Source organism: Pedobacter gandavensis (genome assembly GCF_032677645.1).
In the GTDB taxonomy this organism is placed as follows: domain Bacteria; phylum Bacteroidota; class Bacteroidia; order Sphingobacteriales; family Sphingobacteriaceae; genus Pedobacter; species Pedobacter gandavensis_A.
The window spans coordinates 1-24,686 of record NZ_JAVTSB010000013.1 but is presented as its reverse complement, the minus strand read 5'-3'; the positions used below and the strand labels follow the sequence as shown (position 1 = coordinate 24,686).

The following is a 24,686-nucleotide window of genomic DNA, read 5'->3' as shown; positions in this document are numbered from 1 at the left end:
TATGATTATGAACAAAAATATCGCCCTATTATTCATCGCGGGAGCGATGACCCTCTTCTTCGGCTGTGCAAACCCTACAAAAGAGGATACCGGCAAAAAGAAAGCCATCATCGTAACCGATGCTTTGGGACATATAATTGAACTCGACAAACCTGTAGAAAGAATGGTGGTTTTATATGAGCCGGCATTGGATGCCCTTTACATGTTAAACGCAGGAGATAAGATTGTTGGGATTTTCAACAGTATCTATAACAGCGACGAATTGTATCCATTCTACGCCAAATTAGATGACCGCATTAAGCAAAAAACACTGGCTGTTCCCGGAAACAATGGCGATGGCAATATCGAAAGTATCATGATGCTAAATCCAGACCTGGTGGTGATGCTGGCTTCCCAGGAAGACCTTGCACAGGCCTTACGAGCAGTAGGTGTTCAGGTGTATACCACCAAAGTAGAACAACATCAGGAGGTTTTTCAAACGATGCATGACCTGGCGAAACTTACAGGAACTTCCGAAAGAGCAACTGAGTTGGTTTCTTATGTTAAAGAAGAGTTAACAACCATGAAAAACAGGGCTGATAGCGTTCAGACTAAGAAAAAGGTATATTTCGCCTGGGCTCATGGCCGGATATTTGCAACCGCAGGCAGGAATAGCATGATGCACTTTTGCCTGGAAGCAGCTGGCGTAGAAAATGCCTGTACTTTTGAATTAGATCAACCCAATATCAGTCCGGAAACGCTGATCAGCTGGAATCCGGATATGATCGTGATGTGGAACGACAGTCCGGATGAATTCTACAGAAGGAAAGAATTGGGGGATGTATCAGCCATTAAAAATAAGGAAATCTACAACCTGCTACCTATGTTTTTCTACAACCCACATACTTTAAAGGCATTGAGTTCTGCTGCCAGCATCCATAACTGGGCTTATCCAAATCCAGATGTCGATGTGAAGAAGCAAGTAGAATCGATCATATTAAAGCTCTATGGAGGAAAAGGCAAATCACTGATTCCCCTGATTTAACAGCAAAAACTCGCTTGACTATTTAATCAAGCGAGTTTTCTTATTCTTTTTCCCCCACCAGATATAAAATCCGGTGATTGGCAGCGAAGCACAGATCAGGCTGACGATGAAAAAGATGATTTTTGTTGGCAATTCGCCGATAGCACCCACATGGATACCATAATTCACCCTACGGATTAAGTCCGCAGCATCTTCATCCAGTAATTTTTTACCAGAGGCTGGTAAGATTTCCAAAGTATGTTGATCCAGATAGATATCGCGCCAGGTGCCACTAAACATATCGGTGCAGACATAAATCGCTTCTGAAGCTTTTTCAGGGAAGCTCACAATGATGTCTTTTGGATTATGCTCTGCGAGCTCATTGATCCCTTTATGCCAGGCCCTATCCACCTGAACGAGCATTTTAGTCTGCGGGTGATTTAAAGTATCAGAGACCGCTTCTACCCTTGGCTTATCTGTTCCTCCCGCTATCCAGAACAGCCCTTTATTGAACCATTGGAAGCTCATCATCAAACCCGTAACAGCAAGCAGTATGGCAACGATGATGGAATAGAAGCCCAGCACATTGTGTAAATCATAGTTGAGGCGCTTAAATCTGGCCTTCCATTTAATTTTGAAACTCTGATTCAGATTTTTCTTATTCCACCTTTTTGGCCACCATAAAATGAGACCACTAAGCAATAAAAGGAAAAAGACGAAGGTTCCCCATCCTACGATTTGTTCGCCGATTTCTTTCGGTAACCAGAGGTAAAAGTGACCTTCTTCCACGATATGAAAGAAGTCTTCATGATCTACCATGGCCACTACTTTGGACGTATAAGGATCTACAAAAATCGTAGAATCAGAATTTAGGGTCACATGGGCAGTATGGTCTTCCCCATGATACCATATCGATGATACTTTCTTATCAGGCAATGCTCTAGCCGCAGCTTCATAAAGCTTTGATGGAGGCAATAAGGGTCTCCCTTCCGCACTTGCATGCAACCATGGAGAGGAAATACTTCTGATTTCCTGTTCAAAAACAAGGATACAACCAGTGATGCCCAGAATCACTACTACGATTCCGGAAGCGATTCCGAACCAGAGGTGAACCCAGGCATTTATCTTGTTAAACGTCATCTATTGGCTATTATTTCAATTTCTCGATGCGTAGGATATAGTCGATACCACCTACAAACTCCACTCCTTTTGTCAATTGATCTGTTGCCGGATCGTACTGCCAGATGAAATCTCTGTCGGCAGCATTTACCGAGATAAAGGCTTTTCCATCCTCTGTAATGACTGCGTTCACCATGCGCTCCCCTTTATCCGCAGGAAGGTCCAGTTTCTTGATCATGGTTCCGGATTTCACATCAATCAAGCGGTAATAATGATCAATATCTATACTCTCCCCATTAATTCTGGAACGAACAATGGCTTTACCACTTCCGATATACCACATCGCTGGTGCTTTTTCATTATTCGCGGATGCGGAAAAGTTAAAGAAATAGTCTTTGTCGATTTCTGTGGCTCCGCTTTTAATGCGGAACATGGCAGATGGAGATTTGTAATCGTAGCCGGATACCGGATCACTGATGAAGTATAAATCGTTGTTTTCGTCTATAAAAGACGATGGTGCATATACATTTAAACTGCCTAAACCGGTAGTTCGAGTCTCTTCAAGGCTCTTTTCAACTGCCATGGTATGGTAATCAATTACGGCAACATAAGCTTTTGGATACACCGGCATATTCGGGAATTGACTCCAGTCTGAAGAACCAAATCCGTAACCCAGGAACAACTTACTGTCTCTATATTGTGCAAATCCGAAGCTGTATTGCTGGAATCCGGCAGGAATCTTTTCCAGGTTAAGTTTACCGGTTTTGATGGTCATCTTATCTACTTTGACTACCGCATAGCGTGCTTCGTCCTTACCCTCGCCAAAAATCACCAGGGTATTGTTATCGGCCCAGGCATAAGAACTCCAGCTTAAGTAAGCGAAAGGAATTTCTTTATCGATAAGTAAAGAACCGTTTTCTACATGATATTTCCCAAAGCGTCCACTGCTGGAATTCATGTGATAATAAAAGCCATCTCTTTGAATCACATCTTGTGCATAAACCTTACCAGTCATCTCTGCACCATTCCCTTTCAGGCTGATGGTTCCGCTGGTTAAAGATGGGATACTGGAGATGTAGTAAGCGGTATTTGGCCAGCTACCCACACAAAGAATTGCGGCGTATTTTGTACCTTCTTCCACATGTCCGGCGTTTCTTTTCTCACATCCAGTCATGCTGATCAGCAGTATGACGAACATTAAAAGGCCTGCTTTTGATTTAAATAATGTATTCATATATATTTAGGTATTGTATTGATATCCTTTTATTTATTTTAATAATTACTGAATGAAGTATCTGAATTTCACTGAGAATGATCTTCCTGGTTTTTGCAGTTTAAAATTGTCGTAAGCCAGGTGATCGGTTAAGTTTCTACATTCTGCAGAGATGTTGTATTTACCTTTTTTAAGGGAGTAACTCAGGGAGGCATTGTGGATGAACTGTGTTGGGATATCTGATTTATCAATCGGATTCCCTTTACTTTCCCAGGTCAGATAAAACCAGTTTACGTATTGGGTGAACCAGTTGAACTGTAAACGGGTATCCTTCCCTAACAGGTTATCCTGTCCGATGGTAAAGTCTGCATTACCAAATAACCAGGGTTGATTCGGGATTTTGTTCAGGTAAGTTCCTTCTACATTATTTGATTCCGTCTGACCGTTTTTGGTGGTATTTACTGCACTTTGATAAGTCAGGTTCAGTGATAATGACAACAATTGAGCATAACTATATCTGGCTTCTGTTTCAAAACCTGTGATACGCACACTACTCTGGTTTTCATTTTTTAGCAATTTGGAACGAACATCAGGTACAGGGAAGATGAAATCTTTAGCATTGCGGTAAAAACCGGAAGCTTCGAAGAAGAAAGCGCTCTTGTTTATCTGGAAACCATAATAGGCACCCAGGTTTACATTGTGACTGCTTTCAGGTTTTAAATCAGGATTTCCCTGTAGGTTTAAGCCGTCGCCAAACATCTCTTCTGCTTCCTGAAGTCGGTAGCTATGCTCATAAGAAGCCTTTACACCTAATCCTTCCGTGATTTTATACCTGGAAGCGATTCCGTAGCCGAAGTTTGAGAAAGTAGTGTCCTGCATGGCATAGCGACCATTGATGAATTTGGAGCGCTCTAAACCCAGGTGGTAATATTTACCAAAAATGGTATTGGATAGTTTATTGTCCAATAGATTTTGCTGGTAAGCAAAGCCGAGGATTTGTTTGTTGATAATTCCGGGCATACTATCCCGCTCCACTTGTAACTGGTTAAAGCTTTCGTTTTTCAAATGATCAAGCGTATAGTTCAGGTTTAAGGAATGCTGACTATTGATCACATAACTCAGGTTAGCCATCGCATACGTACGCGGTCTGACGATGTTGTTAATCGTTTTGACGCTATTTCCCATCTCCGTATAACCCTTATCGTAGTAGCTACCATCCCAGTTATAATTGCGGAATACGGTATCGGTAGTCTTGTAAGTATCTTTTGATCGGGCTGCAAATGCGCTCAGGTTTAAGCCTTCAGTGAACAGGTTGTTCTTTTTATAGCGTAATGTGGCGCTTTTAGCGAAATTAGTACGTCTCACCTTACCGTAGACCGTGTTTTGGTCGAATCCGGTTTGTAAGTCCTGGTGACCTTCATTATAGCCTCCGCCAATAAATAATACGTCTGCCCAGCTTTTATTGGTTACACCTACCTCTACTTGTCCGAGGGCAGAAAGGTAATTGTCGTGGAAACGTCTCGCATCACCTTTAACATATTCTGCATCGGTTACGTCATAGATATAGTTTCCATCTCTTTGACCACCCACTACAAGATCTACGTTTTTCATCTTGTAGTTGTTTTCAGAAGAATTGAAAAACCCACTCCCTTTAACGATTAGTCCAGTTTTCTCATGAACATATTGTCCGGTCAAAGAAGATCTGTTGGTTTGAAAAGAACCATAGCTATGGCTCAAATCCAGGTAATTGCTTACTTTTTGATTGGTAACCACGTTTACCGCGCCGCCCATCGCATCAGCACCCAGTTGTACCGGTACTACACCTTTGTAGACTTCCAGTCGCTCGGCCATGTTTACGGGGATGTTATTTAAAGACATTGCGCTTCCCATCACATCCATCGGAATTCCATCAATAAAAAACTTGACTTGCTTTCCGGATAAACCGTTGATAGAGAATTTAAAATCAGAACCTAATCCGCCTTGTTCGCGAATCCTGACCCCTGTACTCCTGTTCAGGATCTGATTAAGATCGGCAGTTGTGTTGGCATATTTCTTCGTGTCAATGGCATTTACCGCAAACCCAGACTCTTTTACCTGCTGGGTCTTCGTTTTCCCATTGATATTTACATCATGAAGTTGTTGCTGGTCCTTTTTTAAAGAGAAGTTAAGGATAAGTTGCTGATTAACTTTTAAAACCACCTGTTTGCTATCTTTTTCGTAACCGATAAAAGAAACAGAGACTGTATAAGTACCTGGCGCCAGATTTTTCAGTTCGTAATGGCCCTGACTGTCGGAAACGATGCCTTGTTTAGTCCCTTTCAAAAAGATGGTAGCCCCGGTAATCAGTTCGTTGCCGTCTTTGACGTATCCTGAGATATTTTGTTGTGAATAAGCACTAATTGAAAAAGTGCTGAAGAGCATGAGTAGTAGAATTTTTCCGTAGGTCATTATTTTAATATTGTGCATTTATACCTGTTAGTAGCATAAGCACGATATTCCCGAAGGTGGACTATGAAAAAATATAGAGAATTATCTCAGCTTGTCGATTCTAAGGATGAAATCTGTATTTCCGCCAAGCTGCATTCCTTTGGTTAAAGCGCCGGTTTTAAGGTCGTATTTCCATATATAATTCCCTTCTGATGATGAGTTTACAGAAATGTAAGCGATGTTATCCTTTACCAGCACACATTCTCTTCTTGTTCCTTTATCTAATGGCAGATCTAGTTTTTTAAGGACCTTATTATTTTTTACATCAATCAGGTAAAATTCGAAATGTGGGGTACTATAATGATCACCGAGACCTTTGAACAAGTCTTTTCGCTCTGCTCTAACAATCGCTTTACCGCCTCCCAGATTCCACATGCCATAGGCATGATTGCCGATTGCGGAAGATAAATTGAAAAAGTAATGAGGGTCTGCGACAGTTTCAGCTTTGTTTATTCTCATCACCGCGGTAAGTAATTCCGGACGGTTCCCTAAGGCAATCCCCGGACAAGCCATGAAATAGAAATCGCCCTGGGCATCATTAAAAGCAGAAAGCTGTACGGTGTTTACGCCTCCGGGATAAGTGGAACGCGTGTCCTTAGCTGTTTTTACAGCCGTCATTTGGGGGTAGTTTAGTTCCGTAATGTATGTGGTATCGCTGGTAGTATAATTTGATATGCCGAGTTGTTGATGGTAAGTATAGCCAACTAATAGCTTTGAACCCTGTTTTTTCACAAAACCGACAGACATATTGTCGAACCTACCTGAAGGCACAGGGATTTCCATATTGCCCTCCTTTATTGGCTTCATCGTACCTGCATTTAGCAGGCTAAATTTAACCTGTTTAAAATCCGGGCTGCCTAAGCCGGTTAACAATAGTGTATCTCCTCCTATCCAACGGTAGTTTTCAATGGAGAATTGTGCTAAAGGCATAGATTGAACTTCCTGTAGCTGATCTGCTTTTAGCACGTATTTTATTAATGCTGATTTTTTCCTGTTGAGGTGGTAATAATAACCGTTTTTCACGATCACACTGCGGTCCATTTCTCTGGTATTCAAGGGAACACCATCCTTTTCCGGCAGTAACAATCCAGAATCCAGTTGATCGCTTTCTAACAGATATTCCTGACCATCTTTACCCAGAATGTAAATACTATACTTACTTTGCGCTTCATTATTGGAAATTGAAGGCGATTGTTTGCATCCAAAAAGGCCGGACAGCAGTATCAAAAGAAAAAAGAGAGGGCGTTTAGATGTTAAATTCATTGATAATTTGCTTTTGAAGTACCGGAGGAAGATCCATCAGGTTTTTTTCGCTGACGATGATCTGATCTGTGCCTTCTTTGCCTTTGAGAATGATATAAGTTTGATCTTTCTTGAAAATGATCTTTTCCGGACTACCTTCAAAGCGAAGTGTCATGTCTTTTTTAGGAGAAATGAGTATGCTTCCTGCCAGATCAACCACACCAGTGAGGTTGTCGATTTTAGCAGAAGTATTGGTGCCAACCGCAAGGGTATAGTCGTTCACTTCCAGATGATGGACGTTTATGGTAGAGGTATTATTGACCGAAACCAGTTCAGGCTCAGCTTGTCTCTTGTTTTTCTGCAATTGAACAATCCCTAATCCGGTGAACCCGATCACAATAGTAGCTGCTACTGCGCCTATCCAAAAGTGCAGGGTAGATTTTGTAGTTACCCGTTTTATACCTGAAGTTTCTACAGGATGCGCTATAGCAAGGTATTCTTTATCTTCATGCTCTTCGTTCAGTTCTTGAGAAAAAACATCTTCGATTCCCTTCCAGATGCCTGCTTTATGGTCCGCTTTAGATTCGCCCAGTGGCAGTTGAAGTCCTTCATCAGTATGATTAGAAAATAACCAATCCTCCACTGCCTCACGTTCTTCTGTGCTGCATTGATTGCTGTGGTATTTTTCTATGAGGTCTTTGCTAATGTTCATTCCGGTATTTAAAGCCTGCTTTATTGGAATTACAAACTTATATAAAATATAAGTAGCATAACAACGCGTTTTCCGTAATGGCAAAGTTATATTTATTCAGAATAATTGGAAAGACTTAGCCGGAGCGCAGCTAAACTTTTGGTAATGTGGTATTCTACGGCCCTTTCGCTGATTAATAAGGCGACAGCAATTTCTTTGTTACTCATCCCCTGTTCCCGGCTCATCCTGTAGACCTTTTTACATTGACAAGGCAGCGTATCGACTAACAAATTGACACTTTCTTTGAGATTATTGTAATTTACATGCTCTTCAGTACAATTGGAGGAATGACTACAGTCCTGATATTTTAGACAGATATGTTTTTCACGGCTTACTTTATTGCGAATGTATTCAAAGGTTTTGAACTTTGCTGCGCGAATCAGGTAGTTACTTACGTTCTCTAGCTCCAGCTCCGCTTTTCGTTCCCAGAGGGATTTAAAGATATCCTGCACCATTTCTTTTGCCGGTTCAATTTCTCTGATATTATTGTAACATACCGCGTAAACCTTGTCCCAATACATGTTGTAGATGGTTTCAAAAGTTTGTCTATTGATACGTGTGGGCGCATCATTTAGGGGTATGTTTTTGTTTTCTGGCAAAGTGGCGGTGTAAATACTTGGGCCAAATATAGACTATTTAGATTAATTACAAACAACGTATTTGTTAAATATTTACTCCTTGCCTTTTTGTTATTCAGAATAGCCTACTGCCACTGTGGCAATTAAACAACATAGGCCCACCCATTTTGATGGATCGGCCTATGCTTACATTAATGATTATAGAATAATCTAGTTGTAATAGCTACTATTTAGATTTGTATTTGCTTTTTCTGCGGCTTCAATTGGTCTGTAATCTGAAAGAATGATCGGGGCACCTTTCTTTACACAAACATTGTGTTCGAAGTGAACTGCCGGTAAACCATCTTCTGTAGAGATTGTCCAGCCATCTTCTTCGGTAAAGATATGACGACTACCCATGGTGATCATCGGCTCAATTGCCAACACCATATTTTCAGTCAGTTTCTTCCCGCTTCCTTTTCTACCGTAATTTGGAACCTGAGGATCTTCATGCATCTCTCTACCTACGCCATGACCTACCATCTCGCGCACCACTCCGTAACCATGTTTTCCATAGGTATACTGCTCAATCGCATTACCAATATCACCGGTACGGTTGCCTACTACGGCTTGCTCAATTCCTACATATAGTGATTCTTTGGTGATTCTTACTAAATCTAACACTTGCTGACTAACCTCACCCATAATAAAGGTATAGGCATGATCGCCATGAAAACCGTTTTTAGCAACAACAGTATCAATTGAAACTACGTCGCCCTCTTTGATGATATATTCGCTTGGAAATCCATGAACAACCTGCTCGTTAATTGAAATACACAAGGTATAAGGAAAACCATGATAACCTTTACAAGATGGAATCGCTCCATTGTCTCTGATAAACTGCTCCGCCATTACATCAAGTGATAGTGTGGTGATCCCTGGTTTAAGAATCTTCGCCACTTCTGTAATTGTAGCACTTACCAGTAAACAACTTTCACGTTGAATCTCAACTTCCTCATCCGTCTTATACATACTCATTTTGTTATTTAACTCTGAAAGACCTATAGTCTGTTCAGAAGATTTGTTTTAATGTTTAGAAATACAAAGATATGGGAACTATGATATTTCTATGAAAAAAATATACATAACATTGTAATTTAAGGAAAAATCAGATAAAGTGCTTATCATCAAATGATTTGCTAAAAAAACCACCTAGAACACTCCTAACAGGGTTTTATCATAAAAATGAAGGAATTTGGGTTTGGGAAAAATAACCGAAAAATTATTCAGCTAGAATACAGTGTATTACCCGGATAAACCATCTTTTTAATAGCAAGAAGGCAGTTTTTACATAATAATTTCTATCTTTGTAATACCAAACAACGAAACAATAATTGATTCCGTAGCTCAGCTGGTAGAGCATTACACTTTTAATGTAGTGGTCCTGGGTTCGAATCCCAGCGGGATCACAAGAAATAGTAACAAAACGTTTAAAAGCCTGCAAATCAATTGATTGCAGGCTTTTTGTTTTTACCCAAAACTACAGTTTATTCAATAAATCACATATAAAAAGTGAGTGATTCGGTGAGTAAATTGAAGTCTCCCCGACTCACCGAATAAACGCATAACTTTCTGACATACAGAAAGTTCAGTCATTAAACGACTTGACGTCAATTAACTGCAAGGCTACATTTGTTTAACCTTAAATCAGTTGATTATGAAAACGAATTTCAGTATGCTATTCTACATGAAAAAGCAAAAAAACTATTCTTGCGGTGATTCCCCTATCTATTTAAGGATTACCGTAAATGGAAATCGTGTGGAAATCACTACAGGACAGGAATGCAAACCGGAACGCTGGAATCCCAAAACCGGACGATTAACCGGAACTAAAGAGGACACAAAAAGATTTAATGCCTATCTGGACAACTTACAGGCAATGGTTTATCGGGCACACAAAGATCTGGCTCAAGCTAACTCGCCTATTACAGCAGAAAGTATCAGAAACAAATTTCAAGGAAAAGACACCGCAACACACACCCTTTTAGAGGCTGTGAAGAATCACAACAGAAAAATGAAAGCTTTGGTGGGTAAACAATATGCGATTGGAACTTTAAAAAGATTTGAGATACTGGAACGCCACCTTCAAGCCTTTATGCTCGAAAAGCACAAGGTCAATGATGTAGATATCTTAGAAATAAACCATGCTTTTATCAGCGATTTCGAATTTTACCTGAGAACAGAAAACAGCTGTGCGAATAATACCGCTATACGATACCTTAAAAACCTCGGCAAGATCATCCGCATTTGTTTAAACCTAAAATGGATAGACAATGACCCGATGTTTGGCTATAAGCTTAAATCTAAACCGGTAGAGCGGCCATTTCTGTCGGAGGAAGAACTACAACGCATTGCGCAAAAACAGTTTAGTACTACAAGGCTTTTGCAAGTTAGGGATGTGTTTCTGTTTTGTTGTTTTACCGGACTTGCTTACGCTGACGTTCAAAAACTAAAGCTGTCCAACATCACCAAAGGAGTTGATGGCAACCACTGGATCTTCACCAATAGAAAGAAAACCAATATCCGTTCGGCAATCCCTCTGTTACCTTCTGCAATGACGATTTTAGACCGATATGCCGAGAATGAATATTGTGTTGTTAAAGACAGAGCGATGCCAGTGGCGAGCAACCAAAAGACGAATGAGTATTTAAAAGAAATTGCTACACTGTGTGAAATTGATAAACCACTTAGTTCGCATATCGCCCGTCACACCTTTGCGACTACGGTTACACTATTAAATGGCGTTCCCATTGAAAGTGTATCAAAAATGCTGGGACATACCAATATCAGGACAACCCAGATTTATGCAAAAGTACTGGACATTAAAGTGGGTGCAGATATGGCCTTATTAAGAGATAAATACCAATAAAATGTAAGGATAATAATTGAAGCCAAAAGCACGAGGTGTTTTTGGCTTTTCTGCATAAAAGGACTCCATTTGGCCTATGGCATATTCCTATTCATTATAATTGTGATTTTCAGACAAACAAGGTTCAGCATATCCCAGCACCCCAGAATCTTCTAATTCCTTTAGTTTATCTTTAACAATCGTGTAGTCTAAATTAAACGGGACATCCATTACGAAATAACTGTCATTAGCCTTTTCACTACTACAGCCCAAAACATCAAACAACGCTCTTACCTCATTAATAGGGGTATCATCATCAAACATGATAACCTGTACTGTTGAATTTCCAGAAGGCTCGAAGATATGCCTATAAGTTAGGCGCTCCTGATAATCATCAAATTCGGCATAGACGATATCATCTGCTGCTACATTTGGAGCATAAAAAGGGATGTTATCCAGTTTATAAAGACCTTTTTCTTTATCTATTACAGTAGCCCACATCGTCTCAACAGTCTCTTCCTCCAAGACATCACTGTAAAACTGGAACAGAATTTTAACATTGTTTTCTTCGTCCATAGCTTCTATAAAACTATCTATATACTTTTAGCTGACGATAATAAATCACCAGGCTCTACCCCTAAAAAAATAGCAACATCAAACAATTTCTTAATCGAAGGTTGTGCGGAGTTCGTACACCAGCTCGAAACGGTTTCAGGGGCAATTTTCAAAGCATCAGCCAAATCTTTATTTGTCTTTTGTTTTTCTGCTAGTACAGCCTTAATGCGGTTATAAGTTATTTTACTCATATCATGTGATGTAAAACAAATATAATATTCAGAAATTAATCATATTTATCATTATAGTAATGTATTTCGTCAATACATTAATGTTATTTATTATTTTATTTGTGTTTTACATTATTATTTCTGACATTAGAGAAAAGTTGTTATAAATTAAATATTATACTTTTGTAATTCTAGTCATGAACAATTAGGATTGCATACGAGCCTCGCAGCTAAATCTGGTAAATTTAATCTCAGCGAGCGTAAGTGTAGCATCCACCACCCTATATATAAATAGGGCTGGTGCTCGCTTATGTATATTGCTGAGATCCATCCCGAAAGGTTTGGGGGTTTACCAGAACCTAGCTGCAATAGAGTAAGTGAGTTACCAGCCCTGTTTTGTTTTCCGGCATCCCACTTATCTGAGGCTTATTTAATGAGAAATTAAATAAGATCATATATGGAAATGCAACAATTATCGCCTCGGGGCATCGACTTTTTCCACCTTCCACTGGAAAAAGGGACTGTAATACTCAGTCAGGAAACTTTAGACAAGCATTCTGCATTCAGGAGAACTAAAAAGCCATTCCTGAACATCAAACAAAGAAAGCTTTCCTTTCATCAGGAAATCCTCACTATTGGGATTACCCTTGGTGAGGAAAAGGAAGAAATGGTTTATTTACGGATTAAACCGACTGAACTGCTGGTTGGTTGCAGCGTGGACACCAGCGGACACTATCTCAGTCGTTATGCTTATTACGCCTTACAGGATTTAATGAACCATAGCGGTGAATGTGATTTTAAGGAATTTTACTGGCCGGATTTCTTTCATCCCCGAACTGGTAAAAGCAAATACCTTAACATCATCAACGACAGATGGGGAATGAACGTTAGTTTAAAAGAGCAATATTCTTATTTCTATAAACCGGAGTCCATACTTTACTATCCCTTTAAAGAGGCTGTATGCCCCGACCGCTTAAAGCGATTCCCCAATACTCAAAGCAACATTTCTGCCAGCAATGGCATCATCGGGTATTGCTTCGCTCATACCACTTTTGCTCCCTACCGCCCTAACCACTACCCATTTTCGATTCCTTACCTTGGGAAACTTGGCAAAAATAAAGAGGTCATAAAAAGCTATGCTTATTTCATTACCGATACCGAGGCTTCGGCAGAACTACACTACAGCCCTGTCCAAACCCAGCTCCATCCACTACTGGTAAAGATGAAAACGCTTGCTGAGATACAAAACACACAATTCAGCCATAGCAAGGCAGAAAAACAGGAAATCCGTAATCACAATATGGAGAGAAGAGATCAGCTGTTCTATTTGTGGCAAGAGGCATACCCTATGCTGGAATCACAATCCTACACCCATTATTTCATGACCTATGGCATGAAAAATCTGGCGCCAAAACCATTTAAGAAGTACTTAATCCCCTGCGTGTTTGCCAGAGAAATCCCTGAAATTTACTTTAAATGGCTGGATAAAGGCGATTATTATGAATTAAAAATGTGTTTCCGCATTGGGAATGCCACCTTAGTACCGGAGGCAGAAAACCCTGTCTTTTTCCTGCGTAGCGTTAAAGAGCCAATGAAATTTTACCTGTTGGGTACTCTGGCAGATTACCAGCTCAGTGCATTTTTTGAGACGCGTCATTTCAGCATTTGCGTACTTAAAACACATTACAACCAGCAGTTTCAGGATTTCATCAACCAGCTGGAAAGTTTGTATGAATTTAAAAAAGTGACTACCAAAGAACTGTCCAATTAAAACCCATAAAAACAATCACCATGCAAGAAATCCTAAAACAGCTGGATTACCAGCCCGCACGTTTGTCCGATGATGAACTGCAAAATCCTGAAAACTTAATCACCGAGTTCTTTGACAATACCCCTATTCACGAATGCAGGGATCTGGTCTGGGAACTATTCAAAGGATGGACTTACCATACCGCAGAATACGACAGCAATCAGACGACCAATATGCTATTGTTTTACACCCAACTGATTGGTTTCTTAAATGCCTCTTTTGTACACATAGAAAAAGAACGTCTTGAAAGTACCTATTAAACCGAAGAGTAGATCATTTTTAGCATCTGACCTGTTAAAAATGATCTTTTCAGTTAACTACATAAAAATTAAACACTATGAACAAGCCTATCAACAAATACAGAATCAATGAGTATTTACACGCACTAAACATAATACAATACCGGAAAGCCATGCATTTGCTACCGGAGCTACTAGGGATTTCCATGAATACTTTCCAGAATTATCGGAAGATCCTGCTAGAGGAAAGTAAGGATATTCCATACGAAAAGGTGGTACTCATGGAACAGCTCTTTGAATTTGAGCAGGGTACACTGGCCTACCAGAACCCAACTTCTGAAAGTTTAAAAGCATTGCACCTTGGTCAGTAGGCTACTTACCTGTTTTCAGCCTACTGTCTTTTCCGTAAATCCCCCCGCAAAACTGTGCAAAGGCCAGCGCGGGCAAGGTGTTTTGCAGGCCACCCTCTTGCGCGGGGGAAAAACACCTGCAAAACACCTTTATCTTAAATGGGTTTAAGGATTATGCAAAGCACTTACCTGCTGTGCCCCATTTCTTGCCCTTTACTTTTACTCTTTCTTTTTTTCCTTCGTAGCATTCCATCGTCTACCGGATCTGCTTGGTTTGGCACATAAACATCTGACAGTAGTAAACTGAGCAATCCTGCACTCGCCTTTGTTCCTGCGACCAACATATCCCCGAAACTCTGGAATAGCCCACCTGCAATGCCCTTACTTAAATCTGAAATCACCCTGCCTGTTTCAGCCCCCTGCGGAGGCAGATCCCCTAGAGTCTGCATTTGCATCTTCTGGATAGCAGTTCCATTTTTCATGGTATTGGCATAAGTCAGGGTATCTTTCAAGCCCCTGTCAAATTCAAAAACATCATCAAACAAGCTTTCCCCAGACTGCTTAAAGGCGGTGCGGTCAAACTGCCCCAGCTTTGCAGAATGTTTCCTATTCTTTCCTCTAGAGGTATTTTGTGGGCTTAATTTGATCCGGTTTGAGATGTCCTTACGGCTAACAATAATTTGCAGGTGCATCTGATAGCCCCCTTTGCGGTCACCTGCTTGTTTTGCCCCTTCTTTGACCTCTTTATCTTTAAAGCCATAGTAACGGTAATTTTCAAGCTTACCGAACCATAATAAATCTTTGTGACTGTCAATCCCAGCTCTTTTGAAGTTTCTGGCATATTCATCCATCACTTTAAGCCCAAACTCTTTTAGTTTGACCTTTGCACCCTGCCCGCCATATCTGGCAAGCAGGTGCGCCAGTTCCTTCTGGCTGGGATTGATATTGATGAGGAAAAATTTACTGTCGTCACGGCAAAGTTTTGCAATGTTCCGGTCTATTTTCATTCTGACTTCCTGCCTCCCGATTTCCTGATCACTGCCGTTAAACCAGTTTTCCTGTACTAAAGCCGCTCCTTTTTCAGGTTGCAGGTGGTTTTCCTTTTCCAGATAGTTGACCAGCGCCCCGCTACTTCCTTTGTTATCCCCTGATTCTGATGCAGTGATATTGATATACATAGGCTATATGTTTTTAAGTGACTCCCGTGCCAGACCTTGCAATTCCTCTTTTTTAGCGGATGAATCCGTCCAGCCTAATGATTCCCGACTACTGATATATCTTTCCAGTATTTTACTGAACTTCGTTTTTAATACCGCCTTCTCGTCCAGGTTCGTCTGCGTTTTTATAATTGCTTTTTCAAGTAACATCATACCAGCTATAATTCTTCTGGTCTGTGATTCATCGCTTACTGCGTATTGGCTCAGGCCTTCTAAATACTTGCTGTGTGCATTGGAAAGGATCAGCAGTTTACCCAAATTCGAAAAAATGGGTAAAAGGAAATCACTTTCCTGCTTGCGAACAAAGGAAATAATACGACTGTTCCCATTCGACAGCTCCTTTTTAAGCACCTCATCGCTGAGGTCTTTAGGGTCTTTCTTACTTTTATAAAAATAGTCCACCATCTGCTCAAAAAACAGCTTTTTGGTGCGCCCGAATTTCAAACTAAGGGTTTCCAGCTTTACGTCTACGGCTATGGGATAGCGGATAGATTTTATATTGACGTCCTCCATAACCTTAATCCTTGTCCATTATTTCAATCATCAGCCTGATTTGTGTTCCATTTACAGGATGCCACGATGGCTTATATTCGATATAGCCATAATCCGTTAAATCCTTGATATTCTTGTGGTAGGTGGCAATTGACTTGATCCTTGAGAAACGCATTAACTTTGGCCGGCTCACCTGAAAGGCTGATCTGGGATGTTCTCCGTTACTGAAATAGAATAAAGCCATACACAAGCTAATATGGCTTGCAAACAAACGTTCATCCGATGCAATGCGTTCAAAGTATTTACTTAATGCGTGTTTATGTATATTCAGATAGTCCATGTTATAGTTTTCCATATTTTAGCCCTCCAATATTTTTACGATTGCCGATTTATCATAGTACATGCTGCCTCCGATTTTACGGAAAGGAAGCGTGCCACTGATGCGAAGATTCTGTAAAGTACCACCTGATATTTTAAGCATCCTCCTGACTTCTGCACTTCTCAACCACTCCTTGTTGCTCTGACCTTCTTTGTTCCCAGCCAGAAGGTCTTTGATATCCTGCATAAAATCAGTTTTAAACTGTTGCAGATCTTCCATTGTAATGATGTCCATTTTCATAATGCTTCTCCTGTTCCTGAATATTTCCTACTGAATCTGTTTGTTTTCATCTGGTATACTGCCGAGTATACCATTATAGTACCCTACGGGGTCTTAACCTATCCAAAGTATACCAGGAGTATACTTTAGACCCCTCTAGCGATAGCTTAAGGGCAAGAAAGTAGGGCGCTGCCCAACTTCCGCTTGCTCCAATTTTTTTAATAAAATTGGACTTTTGCATTTCGCCATAACCTTCTTATTGCCATAATTATATGCTTTGGAGTTATATTTCACTTCCGCAATTACCGCGTATTATTTTTGCGTTTATCTCTAGTAGTGATGAATTTATACGACCAAAGCTCGGGTAATGATGTTTAAAGAGATGGGGCTTAGATGGGTACTACCTAAATTTAAGTTCTAGTAATTCGGAATATTTCGAAGCTTTTGCTTTGTCCAATCTTTAAGATTTTATTCCCCATGTCTTAGACCATAAATAATTTTAGTTTATTTATGGTCTAAGACATGGTTTACTGGTCAAATCTTAAATACTTTAGAACGCTTTGGAGGTTTAGAATAAAACCCAGACCAAATACATTATATAAATACCACTCATTAAATCCTCATCTTTTTAAATTGATAGAGAATAATTCACTTTGGGGTTGTAGTGCTGTAAATTTAAATGACCCTTACGACTGTGATTTTGAGATCACTAAAACTTTTATAAAAAACAACTATTTTAATCAGATAACAGTGTTGGATTATCCCGAGGGGAACATATCCACCGAAAAACTAGACTTAGCAAAAGAAATTACACTTGTATTCTTAAAAAATAAATTGCTTCAGGCATTGCAAGATCAATATCGTACCAATTTGGGTGTCTGTTGTTTTACTACCGATCCACTCTCTGAACTTATGTGGTCACATTATGCAAATTCTGCTAAAGGTGTATGTCTAGAATTTAGTTTTAGAAGCAGTCTCGAAATCTCAAATAAAATTATTCCAGTCCATTATTCAAATAAGCGAATTTTAGTCGAAACCGAAATCAACAGAGCCAAGGCCTTGTTTCAAAAACAAATTGCTTGGAGTTACGAAAAAGAGTGGAGAATATTAGCTAATCAAGGCTATATAACTTTTAACAAATCGAATCTCATTGGAGTAATCTTCGGACCCAGAACTCCTGTTGCAGAAGTTAAGCTGGTAAAAGACTTATTTGATAAACATCATTATCAGGTTAAATTTTATTTCTGTGATTATTCTCCAAATGGGCTCAAAAAAACTATATTGACTGACGAAATATTAAATGAGATGATTGCAAAACATCTCTAGCTACACTTGCCGCACTATAAAATTTTCTTTATAGTACGGCAGCAGGCAAAACCATATCCAATGATGATAGTTCCAGTAACAAGCAAACAGAACAATATAAACAGTTTGATTTAACGAAGTTAAATCGGCATAGATTTTGTCTCATTGATGGTTGTCAATTTCTTTGAAATCCGAGCGGCCATTACCTTCACAATCTTTTACTCTAATGGATCCCCAATTTCAAACATAGGGCCTTTACGAAGCTCCACCGATTTACCAGCTAATTCAACTACTTTACTTTTTAAAAAAGGTTCATTTATAAGGTTCTCATACCAAAGGTTGTGAATCATTTTATATTCCGTAAAGAACCTATTTTGACTACCTTCCCAAGGCTCACCATACCCCCCTAACCAATTATAAAATAACAAAATCTGTTCATGATTTGATAGTTGCGCGCGAAGTACCTGTAAATAACCCATTTTCTCCTTGTAACTTACCAAAGTTACTTTTTGGTTAACCACAAATTTTACAGTTAAAAAAAGGTGCCTAAAATAATGACCTAAAAACCCTGAATGCCCTCGGAAAGCCAGTATATCAAAATCGAGCTTGGAATTCATTTCGCTATTTGTTTCGAACTGGTAATTTTGCCATTTAGATAATAATCCTTTCAAGCTATTGTCGTCTTCAAAGAGTTCAACTAAACTTCTTTCTTCCTCAGTACCATAATCATTCCCACAACCCCAAAAGAACATTTTATAACCTTCCTTAAAAGTTTCATTGTTGAGTACCCTAAGATCGCTTTCTTTAACTGCTTTCAAAATTTGCTCAAACTCATTAACCATTTCTACAAACACTGCTCTTTTGGTTATTGTATAAGGCTCAAAACGGTAAACAAGTGACATATCGATATTTTGAACAGAAGATCTTTTTGCCGGCAATTCCATTTCATTTACATTTTCTTTGTGCAGTCGCAGCATCTCATAGAATTGTGCATGGAACTGCTGTAAATCATTCTCCTTATTTTGAGAAAGGAATTGTTTTTTAAACTGCTTTTTACTTTGTCTGATTTCTTTTTCAAATCTCTTTTTATCCTTTTTGAGCTGAATATTGAAAAGTTGTCTTTGTAAAAGATTGGCCCTGTATTGCATATAGAATGCCAATCCAGTCACAATTACCCCAGCTAGTGCAACAAACGGATTCATTATTCCACCTATTGTATCTCCAATCTGGCCGGTGACCATAAAATTAAAATCCTCGTTTACAGCTTCCCTAGTAAACAGAAAAGGTGCAAGAAGTGATAGTCCGATTAATATAAACGCAATGATAACAGCATAAACAGTTTGCCAATTCAATTGCGTTAAAGTACTATGTCCAGTTGTGTTTGAAAAAAAACGACTGAATCCCAGTCGTACTAACCAAGCCAATGCGACTAAAAATATAATTATGGCAAATGCCACCATAATAAGGAAAAATGCGGTCATGAGTGAAAATTTAAATATTAGTAAATATAGATCATATCTATTAATTTCCTAATGGAACTCTGATATTCGCATTTATCTACTAAGTAAAGTATTATCCAATAATTTCCGTTTTAAATCCTTAGACTTAGACCTATTTATAAAGGAAAACACAGTTTGGATGTCCAATACTTCTAAATCTTTAAATAAGAGCCTCCTTAAATCTCGAGGCCTTCATGTTCTTCAAAAACTTACATTGAAGAATCAAAGGATCGTATTTAAATTAATAATTGAGATAAAAAAATGCCTATTATTGAAGCTAAATGAAAACCTCATGTATGAAAATAAAACATATTGTTTTAATAGCTATTCTTGTTCTGATTATAATCATTCTCGGTTATTTGCCAATAGCCCTTTACAGAGATCAATTTGATGCGTCAGTTAGATCTAATACACAGGCAGACTGGGGAACTTTCGGAGATTATATCGGTGGATTGTTAAACCCTTTTATCAGTCTATTGACCTTACTTGTGACATCATATATTGCCTATATACTTTTTACATATGAAAGTAAGCGTGATGCACAATCTAAAGAAGAAGGGGATGTTAAATCATTTATGGAGTTGTATCAATTTTTTATGGGCATAGAATTTCGTGCGGTGCGTACAATGGCATGGGATATTCTAAAAAAAGCTATTGCGAATGATAATTATAGAGATTTCATTATCAAGGAGAATTATGTTTCACGTTATATTGGGCGGCAGCCCAGAGCAGATGTATACCGCGAATTCAAAGGTGTTTTTTATCAAAAGGATCATTTAATATATAGCCAAGAAGATAATGAAAGTGCATTTTTAAAACAGGAGGCATTTGATAGGAATAATATTGACATTTTAATTAATTTTTTTCAGTTGCTTTCATTTAAAAATGTTCCAGAGAATTATTACAAAATATGTGATTTTTATTATGATACTTGGCGACCGGTATTGTACTGGTATGCTATGCAACTAGAAAAAGCATATTTATTATTGGAAGAAAATAAAAGATTTAATAATCCTCCCAACTTATTAGAAGCGCTTAAAAAGCTTGATGAAAGGTTTTATAAGCCAGAGATCTTGGCCGCTCTAAAAGAAGAAAAAATTGAAACCCATCCCATTATTTTGCACATGCAAGGCAAGTCGCTATAAGTGTTAAGATTTTGCGACATTCAATAGCAAATTACTGAATGATAATTTACTTAGAAATCTCCCTTCGAAGCCTGAAGGATTGGCAAAGCCCTTCTGTCATTCGATTACCTGACTAGGAGGCGATTCTGAATTTGGGAAATAAGCAGTATTCAATAAACGACAAGTTTATACGAATAAAAATAATACAGGATAGTGGTCGTGTTAATCATCGATGCAAGGCTGATTTTTCATTTCATTTACTATCTTTAAAGAATCCTATTTTAAGAAAAAAAAGATAGAATCTAAATTAATGAAATCAGAAATTAAAATAATTCTTGAAGATGGTTCTTCGAACAAAGCAAAAGGGAACTGTTTTGAGACATTGATAAGAAATTTACTAACTCTTCATCTATATGACATTAGAGGAAATATAAATTTCGGTGGAATGGAAATTGATCTGGTTGCTGAGCATAAGCATAATAAAGAGAGTTTATATGTTGAATGTAAAGCAAAAGAAAAAGTGACATCAGATGAACTCTCGAAATTTTCATTCAATGTTACATTCAAAAAGGTTGACAAAGGTTATTTCTATAGAACCCAAGAGCTTGAAAGCCAAGCTGGGGCACTTTTGAGTGAAATTAAAAGTCGTCCTGAATATAAAAACTTAACTTTTTTTGAACCTGATGATATTATAAGAATGCTTTCAGATGGAAAAATGGTTTATGAACCGTTATCTGATCTCGCTATATATACTATTTCAAAAAAAATACTTGCAGTAACGTATTTTGGAGACTATTTTATTTATCTCATTAATGAGTCAAATGCTCTTCCAACAAAATTTATAGTGGTAGATGCTAAGCATAACGAAAGAAAAGTCAATGATGATTTTATTGAATTACTGAGAAGCAAAATAAACGAAATTAGTAGTCTAACTTTAATCCAAAATTACACTAGTTATGTTAGAACTAAGGTGTCGAATAGACACGACACAATAATTGAAACCATTTCTGAAGTACAGGAGAGTGAAAATTGGTATGATTATCTTCCTGCATCTTCTAATAAGAATCATTTTGTAGGGAGAGACGATATTAGGACAAAAATTCTAAGCTACTTTAAGGATATTCATGGGAATAAAACAGGAAAAAGGATCTTTTATTTGAATGGAAAATCTGGATGGGGCAAAAGTTCATTAGTTTTAGAAATCATTGGTAGATGTAGTAATAAGCACTATAAACGTAAATTTTTCGGAATTGCAATTGATACACGTAGTGCAACTTCAGATAATTTTGTTGCACTCTCATTTAAAAAGCTAATAAATGCCGCTATAGATAATCACTATATTCAGCATGTTCAAGGAGATTTAACATTTACTTCAAATAATGACCTCTTATCGTCTGATAGCGTTAAAATAGTACTGGATGAACTTAAAAGGAATAATAAGTTTTTAGTTCTAATTTTTGATCAATTTGAAGATGTTTTCAGGAAGGGAGATTTTTTTAAGACTTTTTACAAGTTTCTTACAGATGTTACCGACTCGAAACCAAATCTAATTATTGGTTTTTCATGGAAATCTGATTTCTTCATTCAAAGCGATGATCCATCATACCATATTTGGCAACAAGCTAAAGAACAAGCAAGGGAATTTACAATTAATGAATTTGGAGAGAAGGAGATTGATGGCGTAATTAAACAATTGGAGGGGTCTGTAGATGGTTTAGATAATGGCATTAAACAGCGTATTAAGGAAAGTTCCCAAGGTTTACCTTGGCTGACCAAGAAACTATGTATACATATATTTGATCAAATAGAATCCGGAGTTGGCAAAGAAAATTTAATTGAATCTAACCTAAATATATCCGATCTTTTTAAAAAGGATGAAGAAAGACTATCTGCTAAAGAGTTTAAAGCAATAAAACTGATTGCAAAACGAGCGTATGACGGTAGTTTTTTTGATGAAACGGAAGTTGGAGATATCATTGACAGCGAAACCATCGCGTCTCTTTTGCATAAGCGATTAATAATAAGATCAGGGGCAAATTATAATATTTATTGGGATATTTATCGAGACTACTTAGTAACCGGTACAATACCACCTATTGGCGAAGGTTACTTAGTTCGACAAGGGGTTAATTTATGTTTGGAGGTATTTTTACTTTTTGATGTTACAAATAAACAGACATTAGAATCCATTTTACAAAAACATCCAAAAGGGATAGGCCAAGAGACATTGTATAATATTTTAATTGAATTAAGAAATTTAGGTATAATTCAAAAAACAGGAGACTATTACTCTGTAAACAAAGGCATTGAAATATCTAAACAAGGCTTTATTGATTATATTACTAATAAATTCCAAAATTACACCCCTTATATTCATTTAAAAAGAACCAATATTTCCAAAATCAATAAGGCTGATGTAATTCAAACACTTAAAAATACTTTTAAACACGATTTTCAAGATAATACTTGGGACTCTTATGCTAAAAATATAATTAGTTGGTTTCTACTCTCAGATTTGGATATCAAGACTCGATTAATTGAACCAACAAAAGGAAGAGGTAAGGCATTTTCACAGGTTAGAATTGAAGATAAGTCTGATTTAATCCCACGTAGTTCGTTAAGAGAGATTATTGAATTAATCCCAATTTTAGCAAGTAATCCTAATTTAATTAGTAGCAGATTTAATCGAGATTTGGCGCTATTGGAATTAATTGATGATACTAGTGCCTTAACTGATTTTGGTAAAGAAATCGTCTTGAAGGATGAAGCGACGACAATGACCTTATTGCGGACAAAAATACTGGAATTGCCAAAAATGAAATTGATTTACGAATATTTGGAAGGGCATCCTAATGCTAAGGCTAAGGAACTAATCAATGTGTTACCAATAGATTTTTTTGACGGTGAAAAAGAAAGTTCAAAAATAATATATGCGTCCAAAGCTTTAACCTGGCTGAAATACTCTAGAAGACGGCAAGGAAGAGCTAGTCATTCAAATGGCTTACTTTTCTAGTATCTAAATTATGACTGAAAATTTTGACGAAATTGAAAAAAGAATAATAAAAGTACTAGATGATTTTCTACTTGAAGTGGAAGAAAACAAGTACGTTGGCAACAAGATTTGGACTAATCGGCTAAAGGAAAGTATCGGTGACCTAGGAAAGGAGTTAGAACATGAAGTTGCAATTGGAGGTTTTCCTAATAAATTTGAGAGAGAATGGCTTTATGATATCGTATGGTATCAGGAAGATTCAGAAAATAGGCTAATAAGGACACCTTTGATTGTTGAATCTGAATGGTCCAGAAATTACTCGGGGATAAAGTATGATTTCGAAAAACTATTAATTGGTAATGCTGAAAAAAGACTGATGATATGTCAAAGCGAACCGAGTCAAGTGGAAAATTTATTTGTAAAATTTAAAGAAGCAATTAATGCTTTCGAAGAAAATTACAACGACCGTTTTTTGATTGCAATTTTAGATAGCGTTACAGAGTCCATTTTTCATTACAAGACTTTTACCAAGATTAAGAGAAATTAGTCTATTAAAAGTCCAGTATTTTCATGTATATTTAGATATACAAATTGCAGTTAAAACGCATAAAAAAAGTGGTGAGTGATTCGGTGAGTCGAATTTTAAAACCGCACTAAATACTATTTAAACGTTGATTTCAGGACTAGGTTCTGATGCCAGCGGGATCACAAGATTCAAAATCAAAACGTACAAAAGGCTGTTAATCGCATGATTAACGGCCTTTTCACTTTTACGGGGGTACCAAAACCTGCACCAATTCTCACTATAAATAGTGAGCGATTCGGGATCAATCCCAAAACTTGTGGAGGAGGCGTTAAAAATATAGCTTTGTATTTTATACAGTTTTATATTTATGCCATCAGCTACTGCATCATTACTCAGATTATTTCTGCCAGATTTTATACTAAAGAATTTTGAATTTAAGGGGGTTATTGAGGATAGTGAGACTTTCCAA

Annotated in this window: 24 protein-coding genes and 1 tRNA gene; 10 read left to right on the top strand and 15 right to left on the bottom strand. The window is 37.9% G+C overall.

Going from position 1 to position 24,686, the window contains the following annotated elements:
- Positions 1-7: 7 nt before the first annotated feature.
- A complete protein-coding gene (locus tag R2Q66_RS20410) occupies positions 8-1,024 on the top strand; it encodes an ABC transporter substrate-binding protein (protein WP_316752622.1) in 1,017 nt (338 codons plus the stop codon).
- An 18-nt stretch (positions 1,025-1,042) separates the two neighbouring features.
- Here the strand turns inward: R2Q66_RS20410 and R2Q66_RS20405 are convergent, their stop codons facing one another.
- The 7 genes from R2Q66_RS20405 to map all read right to left on the bottom strand — a co-directional run bounded on the left by R2Q66_RS20405 (position 1,043) and on the right by map (position 9,410).
- Entirely contained in the window at positions 1,043-2,143 is a 1,101-nt protein-coding gene (locus R2Q66_RS20405) for a PepSY-associated TM helix domain-containing protein (protein WP_316752620.1), read from the bottom strand.
- A gap of 10 nt (positions 2,144-2,153) precedes the next feature.
- A complete protein-coding gene (locus R2Q66_RS20400) occupies positions 2,154-3,356 on the bottom strand; it encodes a DUF4374 domain-containing protein (RefSeq protein ID WP_316752618.1) in 1,203 nt (400 codons plus the stop codon).
- A gap of 45 nt (positions 3,357-3,401) precedes the next feature.
- Positions 3,402-5,783, bottom strand: coding sequence for a TonB-dependent receptor (locus tag R2Q66_RS20395; protein ID WP_316752615.1), 2,382 nt, complete (start codon positions 5,781-5,783; stop codon positions 3,402-3,404).
- Positions 5,784-5,864: 81 nt separating this feature from the next.
- Positions 5,865-7,085, bottom strand: a complete 1,221-nt coding sequence (locus tag R2Q66_RS20390; RefSeq protein ID WP_316752612.1) for a hypothetical protein — start codon at positions 7,083-7,085, stop codon at positions 5,865-5,867.
- The gene (locus tag R2Q66_RS20385; RefSeq protein WP_316752611.1) at positions 7,069-7,776 is read right to left on the bottom strand and encodes a hypothetical protein; all 708 of its coding nucleotides are present in this window, start codon (positions 7,774-7,776) and stop codon (positions 7,069-7,071) included. The genes R2Q66_RS20390 and R2Q66_RS20385 overlap by 17 nt, the downstream gene beginning before the upstream one ends.
- A 92-nt stretch (positions 7,777-7,868) precedes the next feature.
- Positions 7,869-8,414 carry a sigma-70 family RNA polymerase sigma factor gene (locus tag R2Q66_RS20380; RefSeq protein ID WP_316752609.1) on the bottom strand — a complete coding sequence of 182 codons (546 nt, stop codon included), beginning with the start codon at positions 8,412-8,414 and terminating at the stop codon, positions 7,869-7,871.
- 189 nt (positions 8,415-8,603) lie between these two features.
- A complete protein-coding gene (map, locus tag R2Q66_RS20375) occupies positions 8,604-9,410 on the bottom strand; it encodes a type I methionyl aminopeptidase (protein WP_316752607.1) in 807 nt (268 codons plus the stop codon).
- A 358-nt stretch (positions 9,411-9,768) separates the two neighbouring features.
- Between map and R2Q66_RS20370 the strand changes: the two genes are divergently transcribed.
- Positions 9,769-9,841: transfer RNA gene (locus tag R2Q66_RS20370), tRNA-Lys, on the top strand.
- Positions 9,842-10,089: 248 nt separating this feature from the next.
- Positions 10,090-11,301, top strand: coding sequence for a site-specific integrase (locus tag R2Q66_RS20365; RefSeq protein ID WP_316752604.1), 1,212 nt, complete (start codon positions 10,090-10,092; stop codon positions 11,299-11,301).
- An 87-nt stretch (positions 11,302-11,388) separates the two neighbouring features.
- Here the strand turns inward: R2Q66_RS20365 and R2Q66_RS20360 are convergent, their stop codons facing one another.
- Positions 11,389-11,856: a DUF4265 domain-containing protein gene (locus tag R2Q66_RS20360; protein ID WP_316752601.1), complete on the bottom strand. Its 468-nt coding sequence runs from the start codon at positions 11,854-11,856 to the stop codon at positions 11,389-11,391.
- A 17-nt stretch (positions 11,857-11,873) separates the two neighbouring features.
- Positions 11,874-12,086: a helix-turn-helix transcriptional regulator gene (locus tag R2Q66_RS20355; RefSeq protein WP_316752599.1), complete on the bottom strand. Its 213-nt coding sequence runs from the start codon at positions 12,084-12,086 to the stop codon at positions 11,874-11,876.
- 436 nt (positions 12,087-12,522) lie between these two features.
- Here R2Q66_RS20355 and R2Q66_RS20350 point away from each other — a divergent pair, with 436 nt between their 5' ends.
- The 3 genes from R2Q66_RS20350 (at position 12,523) to R2Q66_RS20340 (ending at position 14,485) form a co-directional block, all read left to right on the top strand.
- Positions 12,523-13,836: a hypothetical protein gene (locus R2Q66_RS20350; protein WP_316752597.1), complete on the top strand. Its 1,314-nt coding sequence runs from the start codon at positions 12,523-12,525 to the stop codon at positions 13,834-13,836.
- A gap of 20 nt (positions 13,837-13,856) precedes the next feature.
- Positions 13,857-14,135 (top strand): hypothetical protein, encoded by a 279-nt coding sequence (locus tag R2Q66_RS20345; protein WP_316752594.1) that lies wholly within the window; start codon positions 13,857-13,859, stop codon positions 14,133-14,135.
- A 77-nt stretch (positions 14,136-14,212) separates the two neighbouring features.
- Entirely contained in the window at positions 14,213-14,485 is a 273-nt protein-coding gene (locus tag R2Q66_RS20340) for a hypothetical protein (protein ID WP_062548219.1), read from the top strand.
- Between the two features lie 164 nt (positions 14,486-14,649).
- On the opposite strand, the gene R2Q66_RS20335 is transcribed toward R2Q66_RS20340, so the two are convergent.
- The 4 genes from R2Q66_RS20335 to R2Q66_RS20320 are packed head-to-tail and all read right to left on the bottom strand — an operon-like array spanning position 14,650 to position 16,786.
- Positions 14,650-15,642, bottom strand: coding sequence for a DUF5712 family protein (locus R2Q66_RS20335; RefSeq protein WP_316752591.1), 993 nt, complete (start codon positions 15,640-15,642; stop codon positions 14,650-14,652).
- A 3-nt stretch (positions 15,643-15,645) separates the two neighbouring features.
- Positions 15,646-16,194: a BfmA/BtgA family mobilization protein gene (locus R2Q66_RS20330; RefSeq protein WP_316752589.1), complete on the bottom strand. Its 549-nt coding sequence runs from the start codon at positions 16,192-16,194 to the stop codon at positions 15,646-15,648.
- Between the two features lie 4 nt (positions 16,195-16,198).
- Complete coding sequence (locus R2Q66_RS20325; protein ID WP_316752587.1) at positions 16,199-16,528, bottom strand: hypothetical protein; 330 nt, start codon at positions 16,526-16,528, stop codon at positions 16,199-16,201.
- Between the two features lie 3 nt (positions 16,529-16,531).
- Positions 16,532-16,786 carry a helix-turn-helix domain-containing protein gene (locus tag R2Q66_RS20320; protein ID WP_316752585.1) on the bottom strand — a complete coding sequence of 85 codons (255 nt, stop codon included), beginning with the start codon at positions 16,784-16,786 and terminating at the stop codon, positions 16,532-16,534.
- A gap of 618 nt (positions 16,787-17,404) precedes the next feature.
- Between R2Q66_RS20320 and R2Q66_RS20315 the strand changes: the two genes are divergently transcribed.
- On the top strand, positions 17,405-18,097 hold the full coding sequence (locus tag R2Q66_RS20315) for a DUF2971 domain-containing protein (RefSeq protein WP_316752583.1): 693 nt from the start codon (positions 17,405-17,407) through the stop codon (positions 18,095-18,097).
- Positions 18,098-18,294: 197 nt separating this feature from the next.
- Here R2Q66_RS20315 and R2Q66_RS20310 read toward each other — a convergent pair whose 3' ends face one another.
- Positions 18,295-19,557, bottom strand: coding sequence for a putative phage abortive infection protein (locus R2Q66_RS20310; protein WP_316752579.1), 1,263 nt, complete (start codon positions 19,555-19,557; stop codon positions 18,295-18,297).
- A 314-nt stretch (positions 19,558-19,871) separates the two neighbouring features.
- Between R2Q66_RS20310 and R2Q66_RS20305 the strand changes: the two genes are divergently transcribed.
- From R2Q66_RS20305 to R2Q66_RS20295, 3 genes are all read left to right on the top strand, one after another.
- Positions 19,872-20,720 carry a hypothetical protein gene (locus R2Q66_RS20305; protein ID WP_316752576.1) on the top strand — a complete coding sequence of 283 codons (849 nt, stop codon included), beginning with the start codon at positions 19,872-19,874 and terminating at the stop codon, positions 20,718-20,720.
- Positions 20,721-21,009: 289 nt separating this feature from the next.
- On the top strand, positions 21,010-23,712 hold the full coding sequence (locus tag R2Q66_RS20300) for a restriction endonuclease (protein WP_316752574.1): 2,703 nt from the start codon (positions 21,010-21,012) through the stop codon (positions 23,710-23,712).
- Positions 23,713-23,722: 10 nt separating this feature from the next.
- The gene (locus R2Q66_RS20295) at positions 23,723-24,238 is read left to right on the top strand and encodes a hypothetical protein (protein WP_316752572.1); all 516 of its coding nucleotides are present in this window, start codon (positions 23,723-23,725) and stop codon (positions 24,236-24,238) included.
- Between the two features lie 117 nt (positions 24,239-24,355).
- Here R2Q66_RS20295 and R2Q66_RS20290 read toward each other — a convergent pair.
- Positions 24,356-24,686, bottom strand: a 331-nt coding sequence (locus R2Q66_RS20290; protein WP_316752568.1) for a hypothetical protein, incomplete at its 5' end; no start/stop codon positions are given.